This is a genomic window from Modestobacter sp. SYSU DS0657 (genome assembly GCF_054050925.1).
Map to the genome: position 1 here is coordinate 80,092 of NZ_JBJHAG010000014.1, position 21,859 is coordinate 101,950.

At 73.8% G+C, this 21,859-nt stretch carries 24 protein-coding genes; 12 read left to right on the forward strand and 12 right to left on the reverse strand.

Going from position 1 to position 21,859, the window contains the following annotated elements; translation table 11 throughout:
- Position 1: 1 nt before the first annotated feature.
- Both ACI79A_RS10900 and ACI79A_RS10905 read left to right on the forward strand, forming a co-directional pair.
- Positions 2 to 646: a TetR/AcrR family transcriptional regulator gene (locus tag ACI79A_RS10900; RefSeq protein ID WP_457082921.1), complete on the forward strand. Its 645-nt coding sequence runs from the start codon at positions 2 to 4 to the stop codon at positions 644 to 646.
- 368 nt (positions 647 to 1,014) lie between these two features.
- A complete protein-coding gene (locus tag ACI79A_RS10905) occupies positions 1,015 to 2,298 on the forward strand; it encodes a glutaminase (protein ID WP_457082923.1) in 1,284 nt (427 codons plus the stop codon).
- 43 nt (positions 2,299 to 2,341) lie between these two features.
- Here the strand turns inward: ACI79A_RS10905 and ACI79A_RS10910 are convergent, their stop codons facing one another.
- Positions 2,342 to 2,650 (reverse strand): hypothetical protein, encoded by a 309-nt coding sequence (locus tag ACI79A_RS10910; protein ID WP_457082925.1) that lies wholly within the window; start codon positions 2,648 to 2,650, stop codon positions 2,342 to 2,344.
- Between the two features lie 95 nt (positions 2,651 to 2,745).
- Here ACI79A_RS10910 and ACI79A_RS10915 point away from each other — a divergent pair, with 95 nt between their 5' ends.
- From ACI79A_RS10915 to ACI79A_RS10925, 3 genes are read left to right on the forward strand one after another with little or no spacing between them, the layout of a single operon-like run.
- Complete coding sequence (locus ACI79A_RS10915; RefSeq protein WP_457082927.1) at positions 2,746 to 3,528, forward strand: NADPH-dependent F420 reductase; 783 nt, start codon at positions 2,746 to 2,748, stop codon at positions 3,526 to 3,528.
- Positions 3,529 to 3,583: 55 nt separating this feature from the next.
- Complete coding sequence (locus tag ACI79A_RS10920) at positions 3,584 to 4,873, forward strand: glycerophosphodiester phosphodiesterase (protein ID WP_457082929.1); 1,290 nt, start codon at positions 3,584 to 3,586, stop codon at positions 4,871 to 4,873.
- A complete protein-coding gene (locus ACI79A_RS10925) occupies positions 4,870 to 5,046 on the forward strand; it encodes a hypothetical protein (protein ID WP_457082931.1) in 177 nt (58 codons plus the stop codon). Before ACI79A_RS10920 ends, ACI79A_RS10925 begins: the two co-directional genes overlap by 4 nt.
- Before the next feature lie 38 nt (positions 5,047 to 5,084).
- Here ACI79A_RS10925 and ACI79A_RS10930 read toward each other — a convergent pair whose 3' ends face one another.
- Positions 5,085 to 5,249 (reverse strand): hypothetical protein, encoded by a 165-nt coding sequence (locus ACI79A_RS10930; protein ID WP_457082933.1) that lies wholly within the window; start codon positions 5,247 to 5,249, stop codon positions 5,085 to 5,087.
- 194 nt (positions 5,250 to 5,443) lie between these two features.
- Between ACI79A_RS10930 and ACI79A_RS10935 the strand changes: the two genes are divergently transcribed.
- A complete protein-coding gene (locus tag ACI79A_RS10935; RefSeq protein WP_457082935.1) occupies positions 5,444 to 5,941 on the forward strand; it encodes a hypothetical protein in 498 nt (165 codons plus the stop codon).
- 360 nt (positions 5,942 to 6,301) lie between these two features.
- Here the strand turns inward: ACI79A_RS10935 and ACI79A_RS10940 are convergent, their stop codons facing one another.
- The 5 genes from ACI79A_RS10940 to ACI79A_RS10960 all read right to left on the reverse strand — a co-directional run bounded on the left by ACI79A_RS10940 (position 6,302) and on the right by ACI79A_RS10960 (position 10,215).
- Entirely contained in the window at positions 6,302 to 6,616 is a 315-nt protein-coding gene (locus ACI79A_RS10940; RefSeq protein WP_457082937.1) for an MGMT family protein, read from the reverse strand.
- Positions 6,613 to 7,596, reverse strand: a complete 984-nt coding sequence (locus ACI79A_RS10945) for a DNA alkylation repair protein (RefSeq protein ID WP_457082939.1) — start codon at positions 7,594 to 7,596, stop codon at positions 6,613 to 6,615. Before ACI79A_RS10945 ends, ACI79A_RS10940 begins: the two co-directional genes overlap by 4 nt.
- 187 nt (positions 7,597 to 7,783) lie before the next feature.
- Positions 7,784 to 8,569 carry an SDR family oxidoreductase gene (locus ACI79A_RS10950; protein WP_457082941.1) on the reverse strand — a complete coding sequence of 262 codons (786 nt, stop codon included), beginning with the start codon at positions 8,567 to 8,569 and terminating at the stop codon, positions 7,784 to 7,786.
- A gap of 137 nt (positions 8,570 to 8,706) precedes the next feature.
- A complete protein-coding gene (locus ACI79A_RS10955) occupies positions 8,707 to 9,357 on the reverse strand; it encodes a trimeric intracellular cation channel family protein (protein ID WP_457082943.1) in 651 nt (216 codons plus the stop codon).
- 108 nt (positions 9,358 to 9,465) lie between these two features.
- Positions 9,466 to 10,215 carry an alpha/beta fold hydrolase gene (locus ACI79A_RS10960; RefSeq protein WP_457082945.1) on the reverse strand — a complete coding sequence of 250 codons (750 nt, stop codon included), beginning with the start codon at positions 10,213 to 10,215 and terminating at the stop codon, positions 9,466 to 9,468.
- A gap of 269 nt (positions 10,216 to 10,484) precedes the next feature.
- On the opposite strand from ACI79A_RS10960, the gene ACI79A_RS10965 reads away from it, so the two are divergent.
- Positions 10,485 to 11,111, forward strand: coding sequence for a GntR family transcriptional regulator (locus ACI79A_RS10965; RefSeq protein WP_457082947.1), 627 nt, complete (start codon positions 10,485 to 10,487; stop codon positions 11,109 to 11,111).
- A gap of 149 nt (positions 11,112 to 11,260) precedes the next feature.
- Here the strand turns inward: ACI79A_RS10965 and ACI79A_RS10970 are convergent, their stop codons facing one another.
- The 3 genes from ACI79A_RS10970 to ACI79A_RS10980 form a co-directional block, all read right to left on the reverse strand.
- Entirely contained in the window at positions 11,261 to 12,346 is a 1,086-nt protein-coding gene (locus tag ACI79A_RS10970) for a sensor histidine kinase (RefSeq protein WP_457082949.1), read from the reverse strand.
- The gene (locus ACI79A_RS10975) at positions 12,343 to 13,053 is read right to left on the reverse strand and encodes a response regulator transcription factor (protein ID WP_457082951.1); all 711 of its coding nucleotides are present in this window, start codon (positions 13,051 to 13,053) and stop codon (positions 12,343 to 12,345) included. Before ACI79A_RS10975 ends, ACI79A_RS10970 begins: the two co-directional genes overlap by 4 nt.
- A 160-nt stretch (positions 13,054 to 13,213) precedes the next feature.
- Positions 13,214 to 14,275: a VanZ family protein gene (locus ACI79A_RS10980; protein ID WP_457082953.1), complete on the reverse strand. Its 1,062-nt coding sequence runs from the start codon at positions 14,273 to 14,275 to the stop codon at positions 13,214 to 13,216.
- Between the two features lie 237 nt (positions 14,276 to 14,512).
- Here ACI79A_RS10980 and ACI79A_RS10985 point away from each other — a divergent pair, with 237 nt between their 5' ends.
- The 4 genes from ACI79A_RS10985 to ACI79A_RS11000 all read left to right on the forward strand — a co-directional run bounded on the left by ACI79A_RS10985 (position 14,513) and on the right by ACI79A_RS11000 (position 18,148).
- Entirely contained in the window at positions 14,513 to 15,019 is a 507-nt protein-coding gene (locus ACI79A_RS10985; RefSeq protein WP_457082955.1) for a hypothetical protein, read from the forward strand.
- Positions 15,020 to 15,165: 146 nt separating this feature from the next.
- Positions 15,166 to 16,218, forward strand: a complete 1,053-nt coding sequence (locus ACI79A_RS10990; protein ID WP_457082957.1) for a peptidoglycan-binding protein — start codon at positions 15,166 to 15,168, stop codon at positions 16,216 to 16,218.
- A complete protein-coding gene (locus ACI79A_RS10995) occupies positions 16,215 to 16,928 on the forward strand; it encodes an ABC transporter ATP-binding protein (protein WP_457082959.1) in 714 nt (237 codons plus the stop codon). Before ACI79A_RS10990 ends, ACI79A_RS10995 begins: the two co-directional genes overlap by 4 nt.
- Positions 16,929 to 17,035: 107 nt before the next feature.
- On the forward strand, positions 17,036 to 18,148 hold the full coding sequence (locus ACI79A_RS11000; RefSeq protein ID WP_457082961.1) for an ABC transporter permease: 1,113 nt from the start codon (positions 17,036 to 17,038) through the stop codon (positions 18,146 to 18,148).
- 48 nt (positions 18,149 to 18,196) lie between these two features.
- Here the strand turns inward: ACI79A_RS11000 and ACI79A_RS11005 are convergent, their stop codons facing one another.
- Positions 18,197 to 20,944 carry an AAA family ATPase gene (locus tag ACI79A_RS11005; RefSeq protein WP_457082963.1) on the reverse strand — a complete coding sequence of 916 codons (2,748 nt, stop codon included), beginning with the start codon at positions 20,942 to 20,944 and terminating at the stop codon, positions 18,197 to 18,199.
- Between the two features lie 248 nt (positions 20,945 to 21,192).
- A complete protein-coding gene (locus ACI79A_RS11010; RefSeq protein WP_457082965.1) occupies positions 21,193 to 21,381 on the reverse strand; it encodes a hypothetical protein in 189 nt (62 codons plus the stop codon).
- Positions 21,382 to 21,677: 296 nt separating this feature from the next.
- Here ACI79A_RS11010 and ACI79A_RS11015 point away from each other — a divergent pair.
- The coding region (locus ACI79A_RS11015; RefSeq protein WP_457082967.1) for an alpha/beta fold hydrolase at positions 21,678 to 21,859 on the forward strand (182 nt) is incomplete at its 3' end.

The following is a 21,859-nucleotide window of genomic DNA, read 5'->3' on the forward strand; positions in this document are numbered from 1 at the left end:
AGTGCCCATTCCCGGCGAACGACGACGCGGCCGACCCCCCGAGGCCGAGCGTGCGCAACGACGCGATCAGGCGCTCGACGCTGCCCTCGCCGAGATCCTCCGGGCCGGCTACGAGCGGATGACCATGAGCGCCGTCGCCGCCCGCGCGGGCTCGTCGAAGGAGAGCCTCTACTCGTGGTTCGCCAGCAAGGAGGGCATGGTCACCGCACTCATCCGGCGCCAGTCGGCTGCCACGAACGCACTGGTTGAGCAGGCGGTCAACCGCGGTGGAGCCCCGTCGGACGTCCTGCTCGGCATCGCCCGCGGGCTGCTGGACCTGCTGACCAGCGAGACGTCGCTGGCCCTGAACCGTGCGGCCATGACCTCGTCGACGCTGGCTGTCGTGCTCCTGCGCCACGGCCGGCACACCACCGGTCCGCTGGTCGAGGCCTACCTGTCCAGGCTCGCCGACGACGGTGTGCTCGAGATCGAGAACCCAGGCAGCGCCTTCGCTCTCTTCTACGGGCTGGTCATCCAGGACGTGCAGATCCGCGCCCTGCTGGGTGAGGCGCCGCCGAGCGGCCCGGACCGGCAGCGGCGGGCCCAGGTGGCAGTCGATGCGTTCCTGCGCCTCACCCAGGCCTCCCGGCGCCCCCGGTCGGGCTGAGGACGGACACGCTCCGGGGGGCGCCTGACCGGGGCGCAGGGTCGGGGGCTGACCGACGTGCCGGGGCAGTCCGTGGCGACCACGGCGGATCCGTCAGCGGGCGCCTCGCAGACGTGTGCGTATGTACCGTGTCGCCCCTCGGACACAAGATCACTGGCTGACGACCCGGGCAGTTGCGCTCCGCTCGCGGGCGTGCGGGCGACCACCACTCACGGGCCTTCGCGCCGCCCATCGAGCCGACCTGCGACACGCCGACGGAGGCACCCGGCGTCGCAGCGCTCGCCGGGCGGCTGACGCTGCGCGGGCCACCGCCCCGTCCCCGGTCACGCCCCCGTGTCAGCAGAGCATCTCGTGGAATGGTCACTCCGGTGAGATCACCGGTGCCCGACTACCTGGCGGAGATCCTGGACGCCTGCGGCGACGACGCGGGCGCCCTGGCCGACTACATCCCCGAGCTGTCGTCGGCCGACCCGGAGCGGCTCGCCGTGTGCCTGTCGACGATCGACGGGACGCTCTACCGCGCCGGCGACAGCAACACCGAGTTCTCCATCCAGTCGATCTCGAAGCCGTTCGTCTACGCCCTGGCCCTGGCCGAGCGCGGGCTGGACGACGTCCTGGAGTGGATCGGCGTGGAACCCAGCGGCGAGGCGTTCAACGAGCTGTCGTTGGAACGGGAGTCGAGGCGGCCCCGGAACCCCATGATCAACGCTGGGGCGCTCACCGCACACGCCTTGATCGGCGACCCCGGTGACGACGTCGACACCCGGGTGGAGCGGGCCCGGCGGCTGATGTCGGACTTCGCCGGCCGTGAACTGCACGTGGACCGGACGATCTACGAGTCGGAGATGTCGCAGGCCTACCGCAATCTGGCCATCGCCAACATGCTCCGCAGCTACGGCGTGATCACCCAGGATCCGTGGGACGTGGTCTGCGGCTACACCCAGCAGTGCGCGATCTCGGTGACCACGGCTGATCTGGCGACCATGGCGGCCACGCTGGCTGCGGGTGGTGTGCAGCCGATGACCGGCAAGCAGGTCGTGCCGGTGGAGGTGGCCCGACAGGTGCTGAGCGTGATGATGAGCTGCGGCATGTACGACGCGGCCGGGGACTGGATGACCACGGTCGGGTTCCCGGCGAAGAGCGGTGTCTCCGGAGGCATCCTCGGGGTGATGCCCGGGCAGCTCGGGATGGCCACCTTCTCCCCGAGGCTGGACCGCCACGGCAACAGCACGCGGGGGGTCACGTTGTGCACCCGCATGTCGACCGACATGGGGCTGCACATCATGCAGGCCCCGGAGCCGGCACGGTCGACGGTGCGACGGGACCGGACCCTCCGCGGGCCGGATGGCTCCCTCGCCCGCGTGTGCAGCCTGCAGGGCTCGATGCAGTTCAGCAGCGTGGAACGGGTGCTGCGGACGGTGACCGACGGCGTCCCCGTCGCGGTGTTCGTCCTGGACCTCCGGCGGGTGTCGTCGGTGGACGACGTCGCTCGACGCATGCTCGCCGAGATGCTCCGCCGCCTGCAGCTGGACGGCGCCGAGGTGGCGCTGCTGGATCCGGACCACTGTCTGGACCTGTCCGAGCAGGAGGTCGTGCAGCTCCCGGGACGATGGAGCTCGCTGGCGCTGCTGGAGGGCTACGAGCGGGTCTGACGTCGTCCGGCCCGGAGTCCGGGCCGGGCGACGGGCGCCTGCGTCAGCCGAGCAGGCGGCGGGCCGTCACGAGCGGCTGCCGCACGCACCACCGGGCGACCCGGAGGCCGAGGTGCCAGAGGTCGGGCCACTCGGGCGGCCGGGTGGCCCCCACCGGGGATGACCGGGGCGACGGCTCGACGGCCTCGTCCGGCCCGGACACCAGGATGTCGGCCGCGGACCGCTGCCGCGTGGCCCGCAGTGAGGCGAAGGACGGGATGGCCGGCGCGGACGACGACTCCTCGTCGTCCGAGGGGACCGACGGGCGGCGGCCGACCGACCCCGGCCCCGGTCCTCCCGCGTTCTCCGCCATGCCACGCGACGCTAGTCGCCGGGGAGCGCCCCGGCCTTCCGGGTGCCGCCACCCGGCCGGCTGGAACACCGGGAGCGTCGAGCCGTTGGGAGAAGATGAATGCTCAACTTCATGCCGCCAGGAAGAGGCTCACCCATGACCACGCACACCGACCGGGGCGCGGACCGCCGTCCCCACTCCGCCGTCGCCACGCGCGGGGTGGGGGCATGGCCACGCTGGGCATCCTCGGCGCCGGCAAGGTGGGCACCGTGCTGGCCCGCCTTGCGGTCGGGGCCGGGTACGACGTGCTGATCGCCGGCTCGGGCGACCCGGCCAAGATCGCCTTGACCGTCGAAGTGCTCGTGCCGGGAGCGACCGCCACGACGGCGGCTGCCGCCGCGCGCGAGGCCGATGTCGTCGTCCTCGCCCTGCCGCTGGGCAAGCACCGCACGCTGCCCGTCGATGCCCTGGACGGGAAGCTGGTCATCGACGCGATGAACTACTGGTGGGAGGTCGACGGGATCCGCGACGACCTCACCGATCCGCGGACCTCGACCAGTGAGGTCGTGCAGGCGTTCCTGCCGAAGGCCCGGGTGGTGAAGGGGTTCAACCACATGGGCTACCACGACCTCGAGGGCGGAGCTCTCCCCGCCGGCGCCCCCGGCCGGAAGGCGATCGCCATCGCCGGAGACGACGCGACCGACCTCAGCGTGGTTGCCCGGATCGTCTCCGACCTGGGCTTCGACCCGGTCGTCGCCGGCCCTCTCGCGCACGGCGTGCGCCTCGAACCGGGTACCGAGCCCTTCGGCGCCGACGTCGACGCCGAGGAGCTGCGCGCGATGATCGACCGCTTCGCCACCTCCGACCGCGGCCTGGAGGTCATCGCCGCCCGGCGGTGACGGCCTCCTCCGAGCACGGCAGAGAGTCGGACGGCGGGTCCCGTTAGGGTCGCGCGTGTCCTTCGCCGAGCTCGACCGGCCGTTCGTCATCGCCCACCGCGGCGGGTCCCTGCAGGTGCCCGAGCACACGATGGAGGGCTACCGGTTCGCCGTGGCCCAGGGCTCGGTGGTCATCGAGCAGGACGTGTCGACCCTCGCCGACGGCGGTCTCGGCGTCATGCACGACGGCACCGTGGACCGCATGACCACCTCCGCCGGCAACGTCGCCGATCACACGTCGGCGTCCTGGAAGCAGCTCGACATCGACGCCTCGGCCATCCTCGGCGGAGGCTGGCCCGACGGGCTGCGCCCTCCGCTGTTCGAGGAGGTGCTCACCGAGTTCGGCAACGTGGTCCTCCTCTGCGCGGAGGCCAAGAGCGGCGATGCGATGGGGCCGATGATCGACGCGCTCGACCGCCACGGGGTCAGCCCGGCGTCCGTGCTGCTCCAGTCGTTCGCCCTCGCCGACTGCCGGCTGGCGCGCTCGCGGGGGTGGGAGGTGATCTGGCTCGGCAGCACCGACGTCGCCCGGGCCGCCGCCGAGGGCATCGGCTGGATCGGTCCGCCGGCGGACCGCGTGACCCCGGCGGTCTGCACGGCGGCACATGCGGCGGGGATCGAAGTGGCCTGCTACACGGTGAACCGCCGACACCAGCGGGACGCCGTCCTCGCTGCCGGTGTGGACGCGATCTTCTCCGACGACCCCAGCTACCTCGCCGACGACGGGTGCCGTCGCACCTCGGACCTGTTCGCCGATCAGACCTGGCTGCCCGGGATGCTGCCGGACACCAGCCGCGGCCGGTTCTTCCCGGACGACCGGTCCTGGGGCTTCGACGTCTCCGACACCGTCCACTCGACGCTCATGGGCTTCCTCGCACCGCCGGACCCCGAGGCGTTCACGCTGGACCTCGACGTCCGGGTCGACCAGCTCGGGGCAGGCAGCCGCGGGAGCGGTGCGTTCGTCTTCCTGAGCACCGACGACCACCGGTACCGGCCGTCATCCGGCTCGTCGCCCGGCGCCGACGGCTACCGCTTCCTCGTGCGGGCAGACGGCACCCTGGACATCAGACGGGTCGTCGATGGTGTCGCCGCCACCCTGGCGTCCTCGACGCGGGGAACGGCCCCACAGCCGGGCAGCTACGTTCAGCTGCGGATCACCGTCACCGGCGCGGACCTCGCCGTCACGCGCACGGACACCGACGCAGAGGTGCTGACGGTGGCGGACACCACCTGCCGACCCGCGCCCGTCGTCCACCTCGCCAGCGCGTTCGCCGGGGTCCGGTTCAGGAACGTGGTGTTCACATGACCGACCCGCAGGAACGCCCGGGCCACGGCCCCGCCGACCCGGACGGCTACCTCATCGAGCTCGCCCCGGACGGCTACCGGTGGACCTGCCGCGCCGACGGCCGCACCGCAGGTCCGTTCGGCAGTCGCGAGGACGCCGTCGCCTCAGCCGAGGCGGATCAGACCGCCGGGTGATCCGCGGAGGTCTGGTGGGCGAGCGCCTGGCGGCGGCGTCACACAGCGTCCTGATCGGCCCGCGATGCGTCTACCCGCCGGCGGCGGACCTCGATCAGCACACTGGCGAGGAGCACCACCGACACGACGACGGCCCAGCGAACCAGCATGGGCAGGTCGAACGCGAGATCCAGGACGGCGTTGCCGGCCAGGGCGACGAGCACGGTCACGAGAGTGCGGAGCGCGCCCCGGAACCTGGTCACCCTCCGACCGTATCGGTCGGCACCCGCCGACCACCGTGGCACCAGGCATCCACTGCGGGCATCGACCAGGAGCCCGGTGCCGTGATGACATCGTCATGCCAAAGGCGTGACAGCACGCACTCAGCCGGAGCCCCGCGGCCCGGTGGGATGGGTTCATGAACTCCGAGTTCGTCGAAGACCTCCTCACCCAGCTCACCGAGTTCGCCGCCGGACTGGAGCAGTGGCAACAGCTCGGCGCGCTCCTGCTCTTCGGCATGATCCCGTTCGTCGAGTCCTACCTGGGCAGCTTCATCGGCACCGTCGTCGGCCTCGACCCGCTCCTGGCCGTGCCCGCCGCCGTCATCGGCAACATCATGGCCACCTTCCTGACCATCGCCCTCGCCAGCGGTGTCCGAGACGCCGCCACCCGGGGTCGGCCGGGCAGGGACACGTCCAAGCGCAAGCGGAAGGTCGCCAAGTACCTCGAGCGGCTGGGTGTTCCTGGTGTCTCACTGCTCGGAGCGACCCTCCTGCCCACGCAGATCACCGCACCGACCCTGATCGCGCTCGGCGCGCGCAGAGGTGCCGTCTACGCGTGGATGGGCATCGCGATCACCGTCTGGGGCATCGCCTTCGGCTTCTTCGGGGACCGCGTCGTCGCCTGGTACGGCTGAACCCCCGATCCACCGCCGCCCGTGGCCGACCGCGACCGCTCTGTCGTCACCGACGTTCCCGGCGGACGGCATCGACTACCTGCGGCCGGAGGTGCAGCTGCTGCACAAGGCGCCGGGACTGCGCCCGAAGGACGAGCAGGACCTCGACGCCTGCCTGCCGCTGCTCGACGGTGCGCACCGGGCGTGCCTGGCGGACGCTCTTCGGCTCGCGCATCCCGGCCACCCCCTGGCTCGACCGGCTCTGACACACCAACGTCCGAGGGCCGCGGTGACCAGCTGTCCGGTGCACGCCTCGTGCCGGTGCTGACCTCGCCGGGGTGCCGTCGGCCGGTGGTCACCCGCGCGCTCGCCGGAGCCAGGTCACGTGCCGTTCACAGCGTCGTGGCTGCTCCACGATGCTCGCGCGAGGTCCACCCGCACGTCGTCGCCGCGGTGCAGCAACGGGGTCGCTTCCGCGAGGAACCGTGCGCGCGCCTCATGGGCCGCGCCCCTGACCGGCCGCCCCATGGCGTCCACCACCCGCCACCACGGCACGTCGTGACCGCCGTTGCGCATGACCTGACCGACGGCGCGCGCACCCGTTCCCGCCGCCTCGGCGACGTCGCCGTAGGTCATCACGCGCCCGCTGGGAATCGAGGACACGGTGCGCAGCACCCGCTCGGCCACGTCGTTCACGATGCTCCCCGCACTGCCGCGTCCGCGCTCCCCAGGACGAACCACTCGGGTGGAGAGAGAACCCCGTTCGCCTGCACGGTGACGGAGTGTGACCCCGGGTGGTACGTCCGGGTGGTGATGGGGCGGAACGAGTGGGTCTTCGTGACGACGGTGCTGCCGCCGGCGGCGATGCGCCGTGACCCGAGCTTGAAGGTCTTCGCGCGCACGGACCCGTTGGCGCGTCGGAACCCGATGGAGTAGTCGATCGCCACGGTCGCGTCCGTCTCCCCGTCGTTGGTGACGACGGCCGTGAACGTCAGATCACCTCCCCAGGGAACGACCTCACCGGCGAGGCGCGGCCGGTCCACGTGCAGGTCGTTCCCGGTGAACCCCACGAGTGCCAGCGCGGTGGGATCGGCCCGCTTGATGAGCGTCCTCAGGCCGTGCCGGAGCACCCAGGGTGTGTCGGCGTCCGGCTCGGCGGCCCACGCGGCGGCGGTTTCCGTGACGACGGAGGGATCGACGCGACTGAGGTCGTTGAGGTGGTTGGCGACCGAGCGCCGCACGTACTCGGCCGGGTCGCGGTAGGTGGCGTCGAGGATGCCCCGTGTCGCACGGGGATGGGCCAGCAGCCACGGGACCCGTTTGGCCCAGGGCAGGTACGCGCGCGAGCCTTCGGTGGCGAGCCGCCGCACGTGCTCGCTGTCGTGTCGCGTCCAGGTCTGCATGATGCGGAGGCCGCGCTCGGGCCGCGCGTTCAGCAGCTCGCGGACGGCGAACTCGCCCGTCAGCCCGACGGTGAGCCGGGCCAGGAGATCCATGGCGGCGTCGAAGTCCCGCGCAGACCCGGTCTCGAGCGCTCTCGAGGCGATGAACTCCGTGGTGGGCCAGATCATCCAGCCCTCGAAGCGAGGCTCGTCCAGCAGGTCGAGCACCACGCGCTCGGCGGCGGTGAACCCCGCCGGGACGTCGTCGAGGAGCGCATCGCGGACGACGTCCACCCGCTCCCGGAGGCGGACACCCCGGACGGCACCCTCCGCCTGGACCAGAGCGGGGAAGTCGCCGGTGGGCGCGACCGCTTCCAACGCAGCCCGCAGCCGGCCGACGACGACGGGGCTGATCAGCTCGTCCATGGCGCCCACGGCGACTCCTCCTCTCCTGGAGCACGTCTCCTGCGTCCGGGTGGTGCTAGACCGTGGGGACGGTCCCGCCGTCGATCACGTACTCCGCGCCGACGATCGCCGACGCCTGGTCGGACACCAGGAAGGCCACGAGATCGGCGATCTCCTCCGTCCTCGCGAAACGGCCGAGCGGCACTCCGCCGAGGTCGTCGAAGATCCTCTCCTTCGCCCCCTCCCGGCTCAGCCCGTTCCCCTCCGCGATCCGGTCCACGAACCTCTCGTAGGCCTCGGTCTCGATCCCACCCGGACTGATCGCGTTGACCCGCACACCCTGCGGCGCGAGCTCGTTGGCCAGGCCCTTGCTGTACGTGCGCAACGCGGCCTTCGCCGCCGCGTACGCGAGAGACGCGTCGTACTGCGGCAGCTGCCGCTGGATGGACGTGAAGTGGAGGACCACACCGTGCCCGGCCCGGATCATCGCGGGCAGCAGCGCTCGATCCAGCCGCACGGCGCCGAGGAAGTTGAGCTGCAGCTCGGTCATCCACTGCTCGTCCGTGATCACCGCGAACCCCCCGGACGGCGTGGACGCTCCTCCCACGACGTGCACGAGGACGTCGACACCACCTGCCTGCTCGATCCGCGACGCGACGAGCGCGGTGCCCTCGACGGTCGAGGTGTCGGCCGCGATGAAGCGGTCCGGGAACTCGTACCCGTCGGGCATCGTCCGGGCCGTCACGTGCACGTCCGCGCCGAGCTCGCGAAGCCGCGATGCCACGGCGCCACCCGATCCCTTCGACCCGCCGGTGACGAGCGCTCGACGCCCGTCCAGCCGTCCGCGGTCCACGCTTCCCATCTCTGCTCCTTCGTCGTCGTCATCCACGCCCGGGCTCCTCGGACGCCTGTGTTGTGCACGTGCTCCGCCGGTGCTCGCCGACGACCACCACGTCGTACCGCTCGCCCGGTGTCATGTCGCGCTGTTCGCTCGTTGCCTCAGGAAGGTGGCGGTCCGCCCACCGGCGACGGGCCGACCGGGGATCGCCGCCGGCGCGCCCGCGGACCGCGCCAGTGGCGCTGCAGGGCGAGCACCCGGACGACGAAGATCGCGGCGGCGACTCCCGTGCCCAGCGCCGGGCCGTCGGCGTCGAAGGTCGAGGCGATGCCGATGACGGAGGCGCCGACCAGCGCCGGCACCGCGTAGAGCTCGGAGTCCGACCGGAACAGCGCCGGGGTCTCGCGCGCGAGGACGTCGCGGAGGACGCCTCCGCCCACGGCGGTCGTGACGCCGAGCAGGGCGGCTGCCACGGGCGCGAGGCCGTGGTCGAGGGCCTTTTCCGTCCCCGCGACGCAGAAGAGCCCCAGGCCGGCCGCGTCGAAGACGAGCAGGGGCCTGCTCAGCCGCCCGAACCAGGGGTGGGCGACGGACGTGACCGCGGCCGCCGCCAGGGCCACGACCAGGTACTGCCACCCGGTGAACGCCGGAGGCGGCGTGTCGCCGAGCACCAGGTCCCGGACGATGCCGCCGCCCAGCGCGGTCACCACCGCCAGGATCGCGATCCCCACCACGTCGTAGTCGCGTCCGATCGCCATCAGGGCGCCGGAGACCGCGAAGGCGAAGATGCCGATCAGATCGAGGACCTGCATGTCGTCACCGACCTCCAGGTGGCTGGGTGGCGGAGCCGTGCCCACCGTCCCGAGCCCCCTCCGGCAGTCCGGCTGCCGGAGGGGGCGGGACGGTCGTGAGGCAGCGGCTCAGCCGGCCGTCGCGCGGGCGGCCTGGCGGATCAGGTCGGCGACCGCGCCGGGCCGGGACACCGCCACGGCGTGGGAGGCGTCGACCTCGACGGCCGTGGACTGCGCGCGCTCGGCCATGAAGACCTGCGCCTCGGCGGGGACCGCGAGGTCCTGCCGGGTGACCAGGGTCCAGGACGGGATCGTCCGCCAGGCCGCCGCCGTGGCCTTCTCCTCCAGCGCCTCGCTGGTGATGGGCCGCTGCGTCGCGACCATCAGCTCGGCGACCTCCGCGGGAACGTCTGCGGCGAACACCTGCCGGAACTTCTCCGGCTGGATGTACAGGTCGGTCACCGTGCCCCCGTTCCCGTCGGGGACGGGAACGGGGTCCAGCGCGGACCCCAGCTCGTTGCCGGGGAACTTCCCGGCCAGCTCACCGGTGCTCTCCCCTTCCTCCAGCAGGAAGCTCCCCACGTAGACGAGTGCCCGGACGCCGGGGTGCCCGTCGGCCGCCACGCTCATCACCGAGCCGCCGTAGGAGTGGCCGGCCAGCACGATCGGGCCGCGCACCTGGTCCAGGATGCTGCGCAGCTGGTCGGCGTCGTAGCGCAGGCCCCGGAGCGGGTTGGCCGCGGCGATGACCGGGTAGCCGTCGCCCCTGAGCTGCTCGATCACCCCGTTCCAGCTCGCGGACTCGGCGAAGGCGCCGTGCACGAGCACCACGGTGGGCTTCTCCTGGGCCGCCGGGCGCTCGTCGTTGGTGATGGTCATCGTCGTTCCTCCCGATCCCCAGCGTCCGGAACGGCCGGAGTGGCCGCCGCAGCGCTGATATATCGACCGTAGGAAGCGGATCTCCCTCCTCGCGTACGTCAGATGACGTCCCATCCGACTGCCCGTCGGCCAGGCGAGGGGCTCGGTGTCGGTCACCACGCTCGCTCTCAGCTGTGCGGGTTGCCGCGAGGTCGGGGGGCGGCGCAATATATTGCGTGCCCATTCCCGCGACTGCCCCGAGTTCCGATCGCAGCCTGCTCCGCGACGACGTGTACCGCCGACTCCGCGATGCCATCGAGAACGGCACGTTCGAGCCCGGTGAGCAGCTCAAGGACAAGGAACTCGCCGCGTGGCTCGGCGTCAGCCGGACCCCCGTCCGCGAGGCACTGCTGCGCCTGGCGCAGAGCGGGCTCGTCCTGGCTCAGCCCGGCCGTTCGACCATCGTCAGCCCGCTCGACGTCCGGGAGGTCCGAGACGCCCGGGACGTCGTCGCCGCGATGCACCAGGTGGCCGTCCGCGAGGCCGTCCCCGCCCTCACCGAGGCGGACGTGGCCACCATGCGCGACGCCAACCGCCGGTTCGCCGCCGCCGTCGAGAGCGGCGACGTCGAGTCGGCCGTGCGGGCCGACGACGAACTGCACGGCGTGCCCGTGACCATCTGCGGCAACCGCGCGCTGGCCGCGGTCCTCGAGCAGTTCACCCCCATGCTGCGCCGGGCGGAGCGGCTCCGGTTCGGCTCCACCCAGGGTCACGCATCCGTCGCGCAGCACGACGAGCTCATCCGGCTCTGCGCCGCCGGCGACGTGGCGGGCGCGGCCGCCGTCGCCTTCGGCACCTGGCACAGCCTGCAGACCGGTGCGGGGTCGACCGCCGACTCCCCGGACGCGGACGGTTGACTGCCGGGCGGCGGCCATCGCGGTGTGACCGGCCGCGCGGAGCTCGCCCCGGCTCGCGGGCGACCTCCACCACCGGCGGCCACCAGCCGCTGAGCATCGTGCGTCGGGGAAGCGCCTGCTCCGGCGAACGGCGGTCCGGCCACCGACCCTCAGGTCCCCGGCGCGGGAAAGGACACCCGCACGGACAGGCCGCCCTGCGGCGGCGCGGAGAGCTCCAGCGCCGCACCGTGGGCCTCCGCCACCCTGGCCACGATCGCCAGCCCGAGTCCGCTGCCGGGCGGGACGGGGCCGCCCCCACCGGCCGACGTCCGGCCTTCTCCCCGCACGAAGGGTTCGGTCAGCTTCGCCAGCAGGTGCGGTGGAACCACCGGGCCGGTGTTGAGCACGCGCAGCTCGGCCCGGCCCTCGGCGGTCGTGCCGGTCGTGACCTGGACGCACCCGCCGGGGCCGGTGTTGTGGCGGATCCCGTTGAGCACCACGTTGGCCACCAGCTGCCGGACCAGGGGCGGGGCCCCGTCGAGGTCGCCCTCGCCCAGGTGCGCCTCGACGACGATCCCGGCCTGATCGGCGACCGTCGTCAGCTCCGAGACGACGTCGGCGGTGAGCTCGGCGAGGTCGACGGGGGTACGTGACGGGGTGCGGCCCTGGTCGAGGGCAGCCAGGGCCAGCAGCGCCTCCACCGTCTCGGTGCCCCGCCGGTTGGTCTCGTCCAGCCGGCGCAGCAGCCGTTCGACGTCCACGCCGGCCGGGTCGGCCAGCGCGACGTCGAGCATGGCGCGTTCGACGGCGTACGGGGTGCGCAGCTCGTGGGAGGCGTTGGCGGCGAACCGGCGGTGCTCGTCGAGGGAGGCCTGGAGCCGGTCGAGCATGGTGTCGAAGGTGTCGGCGAGCTCCCGGAACTCGTCGCGAGTGCCCTGCAGGCGCACCCGGTGCTCCAGCGAGCCGGCCGCGACCTGCCGTGCGACGGCGTGGATCAGGTGCAGCGGACGGAGCATCCGACCGGCCAGGAACCAGCCGCCGATCAGACCGACGACGACCAGCACGCCGAGTCCTGCCGTGGCCCGCGGCCACAGCGCGGTCAGCAGGTCGTTCCGGTCCGGGATGAACCCGGCCGCGCCGGTGAGGTTGCCCTCGGGGACGAACCAGATGACCGAGACCAGCACCGCCACCAGGGCCAGTCCGGCGACGAGCAGGAAGCCTGCGTAGCTGAGCGTCAGGCGCAGCCGGGCGCTCACCGTCGGTCGGCACCGCTGGCACCGCTCGTGCCGTCGACTCCGTCCGTCGGTGGTCCCACCCGATAGCCGCTGCCGGGAACGGTGTGGATGAGCCACGGGTCGCCGAGGCGCTTGCGCAGCGAGGAGATGGTGATGCGGACGGCGTTGGTGAACGGATCCGCGTTCTCGTCCCATGCCTGCTCGAGCAGCGACTCCGCGCTGACCACACCTCCGCGGGCGGCCATGAGCACCTCGAGCACCGCGAACTGCTTGCGGGTCAGCCCCACGTACCGGCCGTCCCGGTAGACCTCCCGGCGGAAGGGGTCGAGGGTCAGGCCGGCGAACTCCACCACCGGGGGCGCGCCGTCCACCGGCCGGCGGCCGAGCGCGCGCAACCGCACCACCAGCTCCCGCATCGCGAAGGGCTTGGTGAGGTAGTCGTCGGCGCCGAGCTCGAAGCCGGCGACCTTCTCCTCCAGCCGGTCGGCCGCGGTCAGCATGAGGATGCGGCTCGGTCGGCCGTCGGCGACCATCCGCCGGGCGACGTCGTCCCCGGATGTACCCGGCAGGTCGCGGTCGAGGACGACGACGTCGTAGCTGTTGACGGCCAGGTTCTCCAGCGCGCTGTCCCCGTCGTGGACCACGTCGGCGGCGATCGCCTCCAGGCGCAGGCCGTCCCGGATGGCATCGGCCAGGTAGGGCTCGTCCTCGGCGATCAGCACCCGCATGGGACGAGGGTAGGGAGCCCGCTGTATCGGCGGCGTATCTGCGCGCCCTGCGGGACGGGGGCGACCGGGACGGCAGGCCGCCCAGCGACGCTCGTGGGCCTCGGCGGCCAACTGCCGGGCCGCGACGACGCTGGCCGGTTCGCGGGCAGACGTCACGCGGTCAGCCGGTGCTGGGGTCGTCGGACGGCGCCGGACACCGGCCACCGCGCTCGACGGCCAGCTCGAAGTGCCACATCTCGTTGCCGTAGGTCTGGCACAGGCCGTAGTCCGACCCGTGCTGAGCCAGCCAGCTCATCGCGTCCGTGGGACCGATGTCGACCGCATCGCCCGTGACGTGGGATGACTCGTCGGGACCGAGCACCCACTCCCGGGCCGCGGCGGGGCTGCCGTGCTCGGCCACCGCGGCGTCGAAGAGCGCCTGCTGATAGGCGGCGCTGCGCCACCCGCTGGACACGTGGAAGTCCACCCCGTCGGCCGTCGCGTCCCGGGCCGCGTCCTGCACCGCCGTGCGCAGCGCGCTGTCCAGACCGGTGATGGCCGGGACGTCGGCGAAGGGTGACAGCTCGTCGCCGTCGGCGACGTAGCCGTGCTCCACGGTCAGTGGCCCCTCGTCCGACGTGCGTGGTGCCGGCGCGTCGGCGACCCCCGCCGGTGCGGTCTGCGAGCACCCGGCCAGGGCCGCGATCAGGGCGGGGGTGGTGAGCAGGGCGACGCGCAGTCCGCGACGCCGACGGCGCCCGGCCCGGCGGGAGACGGCCAGGCGCACGGTGACGAGCACGACGCCCACGGACGCGCCGGCGGTGTTGGCGGCCACGTCGACCAGGTCGGGCACGCGGCCGGGGAGCACCCCCTGCGCCAGTTCGATCAGCACCGACGTCGCGGCTCCGAGCGCGAGCGGCAGCACCGGACCCGAGCGCCGGAGGACCAGGGCGGCCAGCGCACCCACCGGGACGAAGAGCAGCACGTTCGCCACCACCTCGACCGGACGCCGGGGCACGGTGCCCACCCACGGGGCGAGCAGGGCCTCGAGCCCGGCCGTCACGGTCCGGCGGGCGTCGGCGACGACCTCGGCCGGGCCGAGCGTGATGGCGGCGACGGCGAGCACGACGGCGACCGCGGAGAGCACCGGCAGGCCCGGTCGCCGCGGTGCCGACCGGCCGGCGACGGACGCTCGGGCGGCCCGTCTCGTCGCGATGTCAGGTGGTCGGCGGGTGATCTTCATGGTGGAGCTCCTCCCCGCCGGACGGTGCCGGCGCGGACGTGCGAACTGGTGGACGGGTCCAGTGCAGTCCGGCGGCGGTTGCCAGGGCGTCTCCGATTGCGCATACGCGCACGACATGCCCGCGCGCCCACCTGTCGTGGGCGTATCCGTTTCCGCGAACGCACGCGCAACGGGCCGGCCGGTTGGGTCGATGGGGTCGCCACCGCGGCAACCTGCCGCTGACCCAGGAGGACCACCGTGCTCGCTCTCCGCTCCACCCCGTTCCGTCGCCGGACGTCGGCGGCGTTGCTCGCCGCACCGGCGCTGGCCTTGGCGTTGACCGCCTGCGGCACCACTGCCTCACCGACCGGCTCCCCCACCGCATCGTCGGCATCGGCGGGGGGAGGCAGCGGATCGTCCACCGGCGGCGCGTCCGCCGAGCGGGATGCCTACGACCTGGAGCTGGCCCAGTGCCTGCGCAGCCGCGGACTGGACGTGGAGGACCCGGCCCCGGGTGCCGGGATCCAGGAGAGCGGCCCGGAGGTCCAGGCCGCGGCTGCCGCCTGCAGGGCCGAGATCGGCGAACCACCGACGCGCGACTTCAGCGACGAGGAGTTGCGCGCGATGCACGAGGGCGGGCTCACCCTGGCCGAGTGCCTGCGCGAACTCGGCCACGACGTGTCCGATCCCGAGGTCGGGGCTCCGCTGGCCGTGGACGGCGTGCCCGACGCCGACTTCGCCGACTGCACGACGCCGGCCGAATGACGCCCCGGACAGCGGCGTGCCCGACGGGTGAGGCCGCGCAGTCAGCGTCCGGGGAGGTGCAACGGCCGGGGTCGGTCGAGCCCGCTGCGACGCCGCGCTCCGGAGCGGTGGCCGATCCGCCTGGCCCCGCGCGTCGGCGGTGGCGGGTGGTCGCGGCCGTCGGGCTGCTGGCCGCCGCGCTCGCCGGCGCCGGCGTCTGGGCCCAGCAGGGAGTGCGGGAGGACGCCGCGGTGGCGCCCTCCACCCGACCGGCGACCGTCCCGGTGACCATCGGGACGATGGTGGCCGAGACCGACGTGCGCGGAACCCTGCGCTTCCCGGTCGGAGGGCCCGTCACCTCCGGGTCGCCCGGCGTGGTCACGATGCTCCCGGCCGTCGGCACGACGATCTCCGCCGGCGATCCGCTCTACACCGTCGACACCCGGCCGGTCGTCCTCCTCAGCGGGCAGGTACCGGCCTGGCGGACCTTGCGGGCCGGCGTGACCGACGGCGAGGACGTTCGGCAGCTGGAGCAGAACCTGGTGGCGTTCGGCCACTTCACCGGTGCACCCGACGCGCGCTTCACCGATGCCACGGCCTCCGCGGTCCGGGCCTGGCAGAAGGCCCTGGGCGTGGAGCGCACCGGCGTCGTCGAGCGATCGGCGATGCTGGTCTCCGACCGGCCCGTCCGCGTGGCGGCGCTCACCAGCCGGCTCGGCGCCGAGGTGGCCCCCGGCACGGAGCTGTTCACCACATCGGGCACCGACAAGGTCGTCGAGGCCGACCTCGGGCTGGACGACCAGCGCCTCGCCGTCGTCGGCGCCGCGGTCACGGTGGTGCTGCCCGACGGGACCGAGCTCCCCGCCACCGTGCGCAGCGTGGGTGAGGCCGTGGAGCGGCCCTCGACCGACGGGACGAGCACGAGGATCGTGGTGCCGGTCACCCTGGACCTGGACGACCAGACCGGCGCGGCGGCCTTCTCCCTGGCGACCGTGCGCGTCCGGTTCACCAGCACCCTCGGCGAGGACGTCCTGACCGTCCCGGTCGAGGCGCTCGTCGCCGTGGACGAGACCACCTTCGGCGTCGAGGTGCCCGGCCGGCGGGCCGGCGACCCGACGACCGTCGTCCCGGTCACCGTCGGCGCATTCGCCTCCGGACGCGTCGAGATCTCCGGCGACGGCATCCGCGAGGGTCTCCACGTCGTGGTGCCGACCCGATGAGCGTCGTCCTCCGCCTCGACGACGTCACCCGGAGCTACGGAACACCCCCCGCGCGAGCGCTGGCCGGGATCACCCTCGCCGTGGAGGCGGGCGAGTTCGTCGCCGTGGTCGGCCCCAGCGGGTCGGGCAAGTCCACCCTGCTCAACGTCATGGGCACCCTCGATCAGCCCACCTCCGGTCGGGTGTTCGTCGACGGCGTCGACATCGGCGGGCTGTCCGACGCCGGCCTCTCGGCCCTGCGGGCCTTCCGGATCGGGTTCGTGTTCCAGCAGTTCCACCTCGCCGAGGGGGTGAGCGCCGTGGACGCCGTCGCGGATGGGCTGCTCTACACCGGCGTGCCTCGCCGCGTCCGCCGGGAGCGGGCCCGTGCCGCGCTGGACGGAGTGGGGCTCGGGCACCGACTCGACCACCTGCCCTCCCAGCTCTCCGGGGGCGAGCGGCAGCGCGTCGCGATCGCTCGCGCCGTCGTCGGGAGGCCACCGCTGCTGCTGGCCGACGAGCCGACCGGGAACCTCGACAGCCGCTCCGGGGGCAGCATCGTGGAACTGCTGCACGAGCTGCACCGGACCGGGACGACGGTCGTCGTCATCACCCACGACCAGCGACTCGCGGCCCGCCTGCCCCGGCAGGTGTCCATCGCCGACGGCCGGGTCGTGGCCGACTCCGGGTCCCCGATCGCCGCCGGTGGCGACGGACGGGGGACCCGGTGACCCCCGCCTACGGGGGCAGGCGACCTGGCTCCCCTGCGTCCCGGCTGCGCGCGGGGGATCTCGTGCACCTGGGCTCGGCAGGCCTTCGTGCCCGTCCGGTGCGCGCCGTGCTCTCCGCGCTCGGCATCGCCATCGGGATCGGCGCCATGGTCGCCGTGGTGGGCTTGTCCGCCTCCAGCCAGGCACGCCTGGACCGGCAACTGGCGGCGCTGGGCACCAATCTGCTCACCGCCGGCGTGGCCGACTCCCCCGGCGGGGTCGAGTTCCCGTCGCTCCCGGCCGACGCGGCAGCCCGGGTCGAGCGGATCGCCGGGGTCACCGCGGCCACGACCACCGCCGACCTCGCCGACGTCGCCGTCTACCGCAGCAAGGCAATCGACGCCGGGCTGACCGGCGGCCTGACGGTCACCGCCACCGAGCTGGACCTGCTGGACGTCGTCGGGGGGCACGTGCGGACCGGTCGCTGGCTGGACGAGGCCTCCGCCCGCTTCCCCACGACGGTCCTGGGCGCCACGGCAGCACGGCGGCTGGGGATCACCGAGGTGGGGCGGCAGGTGTGGCTGGGCGGCCGGAACACGACCGTGCTCGGCATCCTCGATCCGGTGCAGCTGGCCCCTGAGCTCGACGTCGCCGCCCTGGTCGGAATCCCGGTCGCGACGTCCGAACTCGGCTACACCGGGACGCCGACCCGGTTGTACGAGCGTTCCACGGACGCAACGGTCGCCGCAGTCGCCCGTCTCATCCCCCCGTCCCTGCAGCCCGCGCGGCCCGGCGCGGTCGCGGTCTCCCGCCCCTCGGATGCCCTCGCCGCGCGTGCTGCCGCCGACGAGGCGTTCACCGGGCTGCTGCTGGGCCTGGGCGCGATCGCGCTCGTCGTGGGCGGGATCGGGGTGGCCAACACCATGATCATCTCGGTCATCGAGCGGCGACGGGAGATCGGTCTGCGCCGTGCGCTCGGCGCCACCCGGCGGCACATCGCCGCCCAGTTCTTCAGCGAGGCGCTCCTGCTGTCGGCGCTGGGCGGCGGCGCCGGAGCGGCGATCGGGAGCGCGGTCACCGCGGTGGTGGCCGTGGCCAACGGATGGCTCCCCGTGGTGCCGCCCGGCGTCCCCCTCGTCGGCGTGGCCGCGACCCTGGGCATCGGCGCCGTCGCCGGGCTCTACCCGGCCCTGCGCGCTGCCCGCACACCACCGACGGTGGCCCTGTCCGCTGGGCCATGACGACCTGCGCCTCGGCCGGACCGCGAGGCCCACGGGCGCTCGCGTACGTCAGATGCCCGTCGCGCCGACGGTGGATCGGGCCGGTGCCGGACCGATCGCGGCCCTCAGGGACACGCGGGAGGTGATGCCGAGCTTCGGGAAGATCCGGTGCAGGTGGGTGCCGACCGTCCGGTGCGACAGGTACAGCCGCGCACCGATCTCCCTGTTGGTCAGGCCGTCGGCGGCCAGCTGCGCGATCAGCAGTTCCTGCGGACTCAGCTGCTCGCGCGCCTCCGGGGTGCGCGGCCTGCTCTGCTCCCCCGAGGCCCGCAGCTCGTGCCGCGCCCGATCGCCCCACGCAGCGGCACCCAGGGCGTCGAAGGTGTCCCGCGCGGCCCGCAGTGGAGCCCGGGCTTCCGCCGCCCGCCGGCGGCGGCGTAGCCAGGCCCCGTGGGACAGCTGCAGCCGGGCACGGGCGAAGGGCCAGGCACCCAGGTCGGCCGCCAGGGCCGCCGAGAAGAGCTCCTCGGCGTCGTCCTCGGAGGCCAGCAGCGCTCGGCCGTATCGCAGCCCGATGTGCAGCAACGGCGCCGGCGTCCGCGTCGCGACCGCCTCGAGGTCCGCCACGATCGGCGCGACCTCCGCCCGGTGCCCGCTGTGGACGGCGGCCTCCACCAGGTCGCCGATCGCGAAGCTGTGCACCACGGGGTGGTGGGCGGGGTCGGAGGGGTCGGAGAGGCGGACCAGCTGGTCCCAGGCCGCCTGGTGCAGCCCCAGGTTGAGCGCGACCATGCCGCGGGCCAACTGCACGACCGCCAGGACGGCGTTCGAGTCGACCTGCAGCCCCAGCCGGGCCGCCTCGGCGAGGCGCTCCTCCACGTCCTCGGCGCCGCGGACCGCGGGGACCACCGACTGGACCACCAGGGCGACGGCCCCCATCAGCGGCTGGGCGGAGTCGGCGGCCAGCCGGGCGGCCTCGTCCGCGGCCGTGGCGGCCAGGTCGAACCGCCCGGCGTTGAGCGCGCTCCAGGCCTGCACCGTCAGGACTCGGCCCAAGAGCCCGAGCCGGCCGTCGGCCCGGAGGCCCGCGAGCGCCGACGTCAGGAACTCCACGGCCAGCGGGAAGTCACCCACGACGCTCGCCGCGAAGCCGGCGGCCTGAGCCCGCGCCGGGTCGAGCGGACCGTCGGACAGGGCGCGCAACCGCTCGTGGAGCATCGCCCCGCGGTCGAACGGCGCCACGTAGCCGAGCACCTCGACGGCGAGCACGTCGTCCGGGTCGAGTGCCTGCTCGACGACCTCGAGCAGGCGGGCGCGCGCCTCCGCCCCAGGGTCGGCCCACCAGCACCGCAGCGACGCGGCCTGGAGGAACCTCAGCGCCTGGTCGGCCCGGCCGTCGGCGGCGGCCGCAGCGGCGACCTCGGTGAGCATCCGGGTGCCCGCTCGGACGTCGTGGATGCCCTCCTCGAACCCCTCCCGGATCACCGTCATGCGGGTCCGCTCCCGAGCCGGGACGTCGAGGGCCGCGGTCTCGCGCAGGAGGCGGTCGACGACGTCGGGGCGCCCCCATTCGAAGGCCAGTTCGGCTGCTCGCAGGTAGCGCCGTGCTCGCTCTGCCGGGTCAGCGGTCAGTCGGGCGGCTCGCTCGAGCGCCGCCTGCGCCGCTGCCACGCCACCTCGGCGCTGGGCGCGCGCCGCGGCGTCCTCCAGTTCGGCGGCGACCGCGTCGTCCGGCGCATCGGCGGCCGCCGCCCGATGCCAGATCTGCCGGTCGCTGCCGCGCAGCGTCCCGGCCAGCGCGATGTGCGCGCGCTGCCGCTGGGCCAGGGTGGCCCGCTGCCGGATCGCGTGGCGGACCAGCGGATGGCGGAAGGTCAGCTTCCCGCCGTCGGCGGCGACCAGCCCGACCTCGACGGCCGAGGTCAGTGCGTCCGCGGTGACCTCGGCGCCGCGGAGTGCGGACGCTGCGGCCAGTGCCTCCCCCAGGTCGCCCTCGTCCTCCAGCGCCGCGACGAGCAGCAGGTCCCGGGTCACCTCGGGCAGCCCGGGGAGCCGCGCCGCGAACGCGTGCTCCAGTCTCGCGGTCAGCGTCAGGGGTGCCCAGCCGTCCCCCGCGCCCTCCAGAGGCAGCTCCACCAGCGCGAGCGGATTCCCCGCGGCCACGACCAGCAGGCGCCCGCGGTCGGCCGGATCGAGCTGCGGCGCCCGGCGCGCCAGCACGTCCTCGGCGGAGCGACGGTCCAGGCGCTCCAGCCGGCGCTCGTCCAGCGCCGGACCGGAGAGGACGGACGGGAAGCCGTCGCGCTGGGCCGCCACCATCACCACCGCCTCGGACTCCAGCCGCCGGGCGACGAAGCCGAGGACGTCGGCGCTGGGCCGGTCGAGCCAGTGCGCGTCGTCGATCACCAGCACCAGGGGCTGGTCCGCGGCGCTGTCGCTGATCAACGTCAGGGCCGCCAGGCCGATCAGGAACAGCTCCGGTGCGGCGTCGTCGGTCATGCCGAACGCCGTCTTCAGCGCCCGCCGCTGCGGGGCGGGCAACGCGGGAAGGCGACCGAGCAGCGACCGGACCAACTGGTGCAGGCCGGCGAACGGGAGGGTCATCTCGGACTCGACGCCGGTCGTGCCCAGCACCCGCAGCCCCCGCTCGGCCGCGGCCTCGCACACGTGGCGCAGGAGGGCGGACTTGCCGATCCCGGCCTCGCCACGGACGAGGACGGCGGCACCCCGGTGCCGCACGTCGCGGAGCAGCCGATCGAGCGCGTCGATCTCCGCGTCCCGGCCCACCAGGCCGGCCGCCATCACGTCCGTGCCCATCAGCGCCCACCACCGTCCGGCTGCTGCGCGGATCCTGCCCGGGCGATCCGCGATGTCCTTGGGACCGGGGCAATATATCGGGATCGGGACGCTGGGGTAAAGGCCCCGCACGGGGTCTCCACCTTCGACACCGCGAAGCCCTCGCGGCCACACTGACCGGTCCGGAGAAGCGCACGACCGGGCCGGGCGCCGCACGCCGTCCCAGCCCCTCCGCGCGGTCGAGTGCCGGTCGCTCCCCAGCGCGTGGGTCACCGCCCGGCGTCGTCCCGCCCGAGCGCGTCTCGCCGTCGGGCAGCCCTGATCCGGGCGGCCGAGAGGAGGCGGTCGTCGCCGGCGCGGAACTGCCGTCGCTCCGCAGCCAGCTGGCGGACGGCGATCAGCGAAGCGGGTTCACTGCTCGGCGACGTCGTGGCCGGGTCGTCCTGGTCTGAGGTCATGTCGGGGACGCTCGCCGCAGGTCGGGGCGCGCACATCCGTCAGATGACCGGTCGTCGACGCCTCGCCCGAGGACGACGGGGCTCTGCTGGCGAACCGTTTCGGTCGCCCGGCAGGCGTCGGCGGCAGGGCCCCTCCCCCCGGTGCGTTTCGTCGTTCCCCGCGACCAGGGAAGGCACCGGCCCCGGTCACATGACGGATGCGGAGCTGCCCGCCGTCGTCGAGCGTCGTACCCCTCACCTCGTCCGCCTGAGTCATCCCGTCCGGCGGACCCGACGCATCCGAGGAGCCTCCCGCCATGGGCACGATCACCGCCGACGATGGAACCGAGATCTTCTACAAGGACTGGGGGGCCGGTCAGCCGATCGTGTTCAGCCACGGCTGGCCGCTGTCGGCCGACGACTGGGACGCCCAGCTGATGTTCTTCCTGCAGCACGGCTACCGGGTGATCGCCCACGACCGCCGGGGCCACGGCCGCTC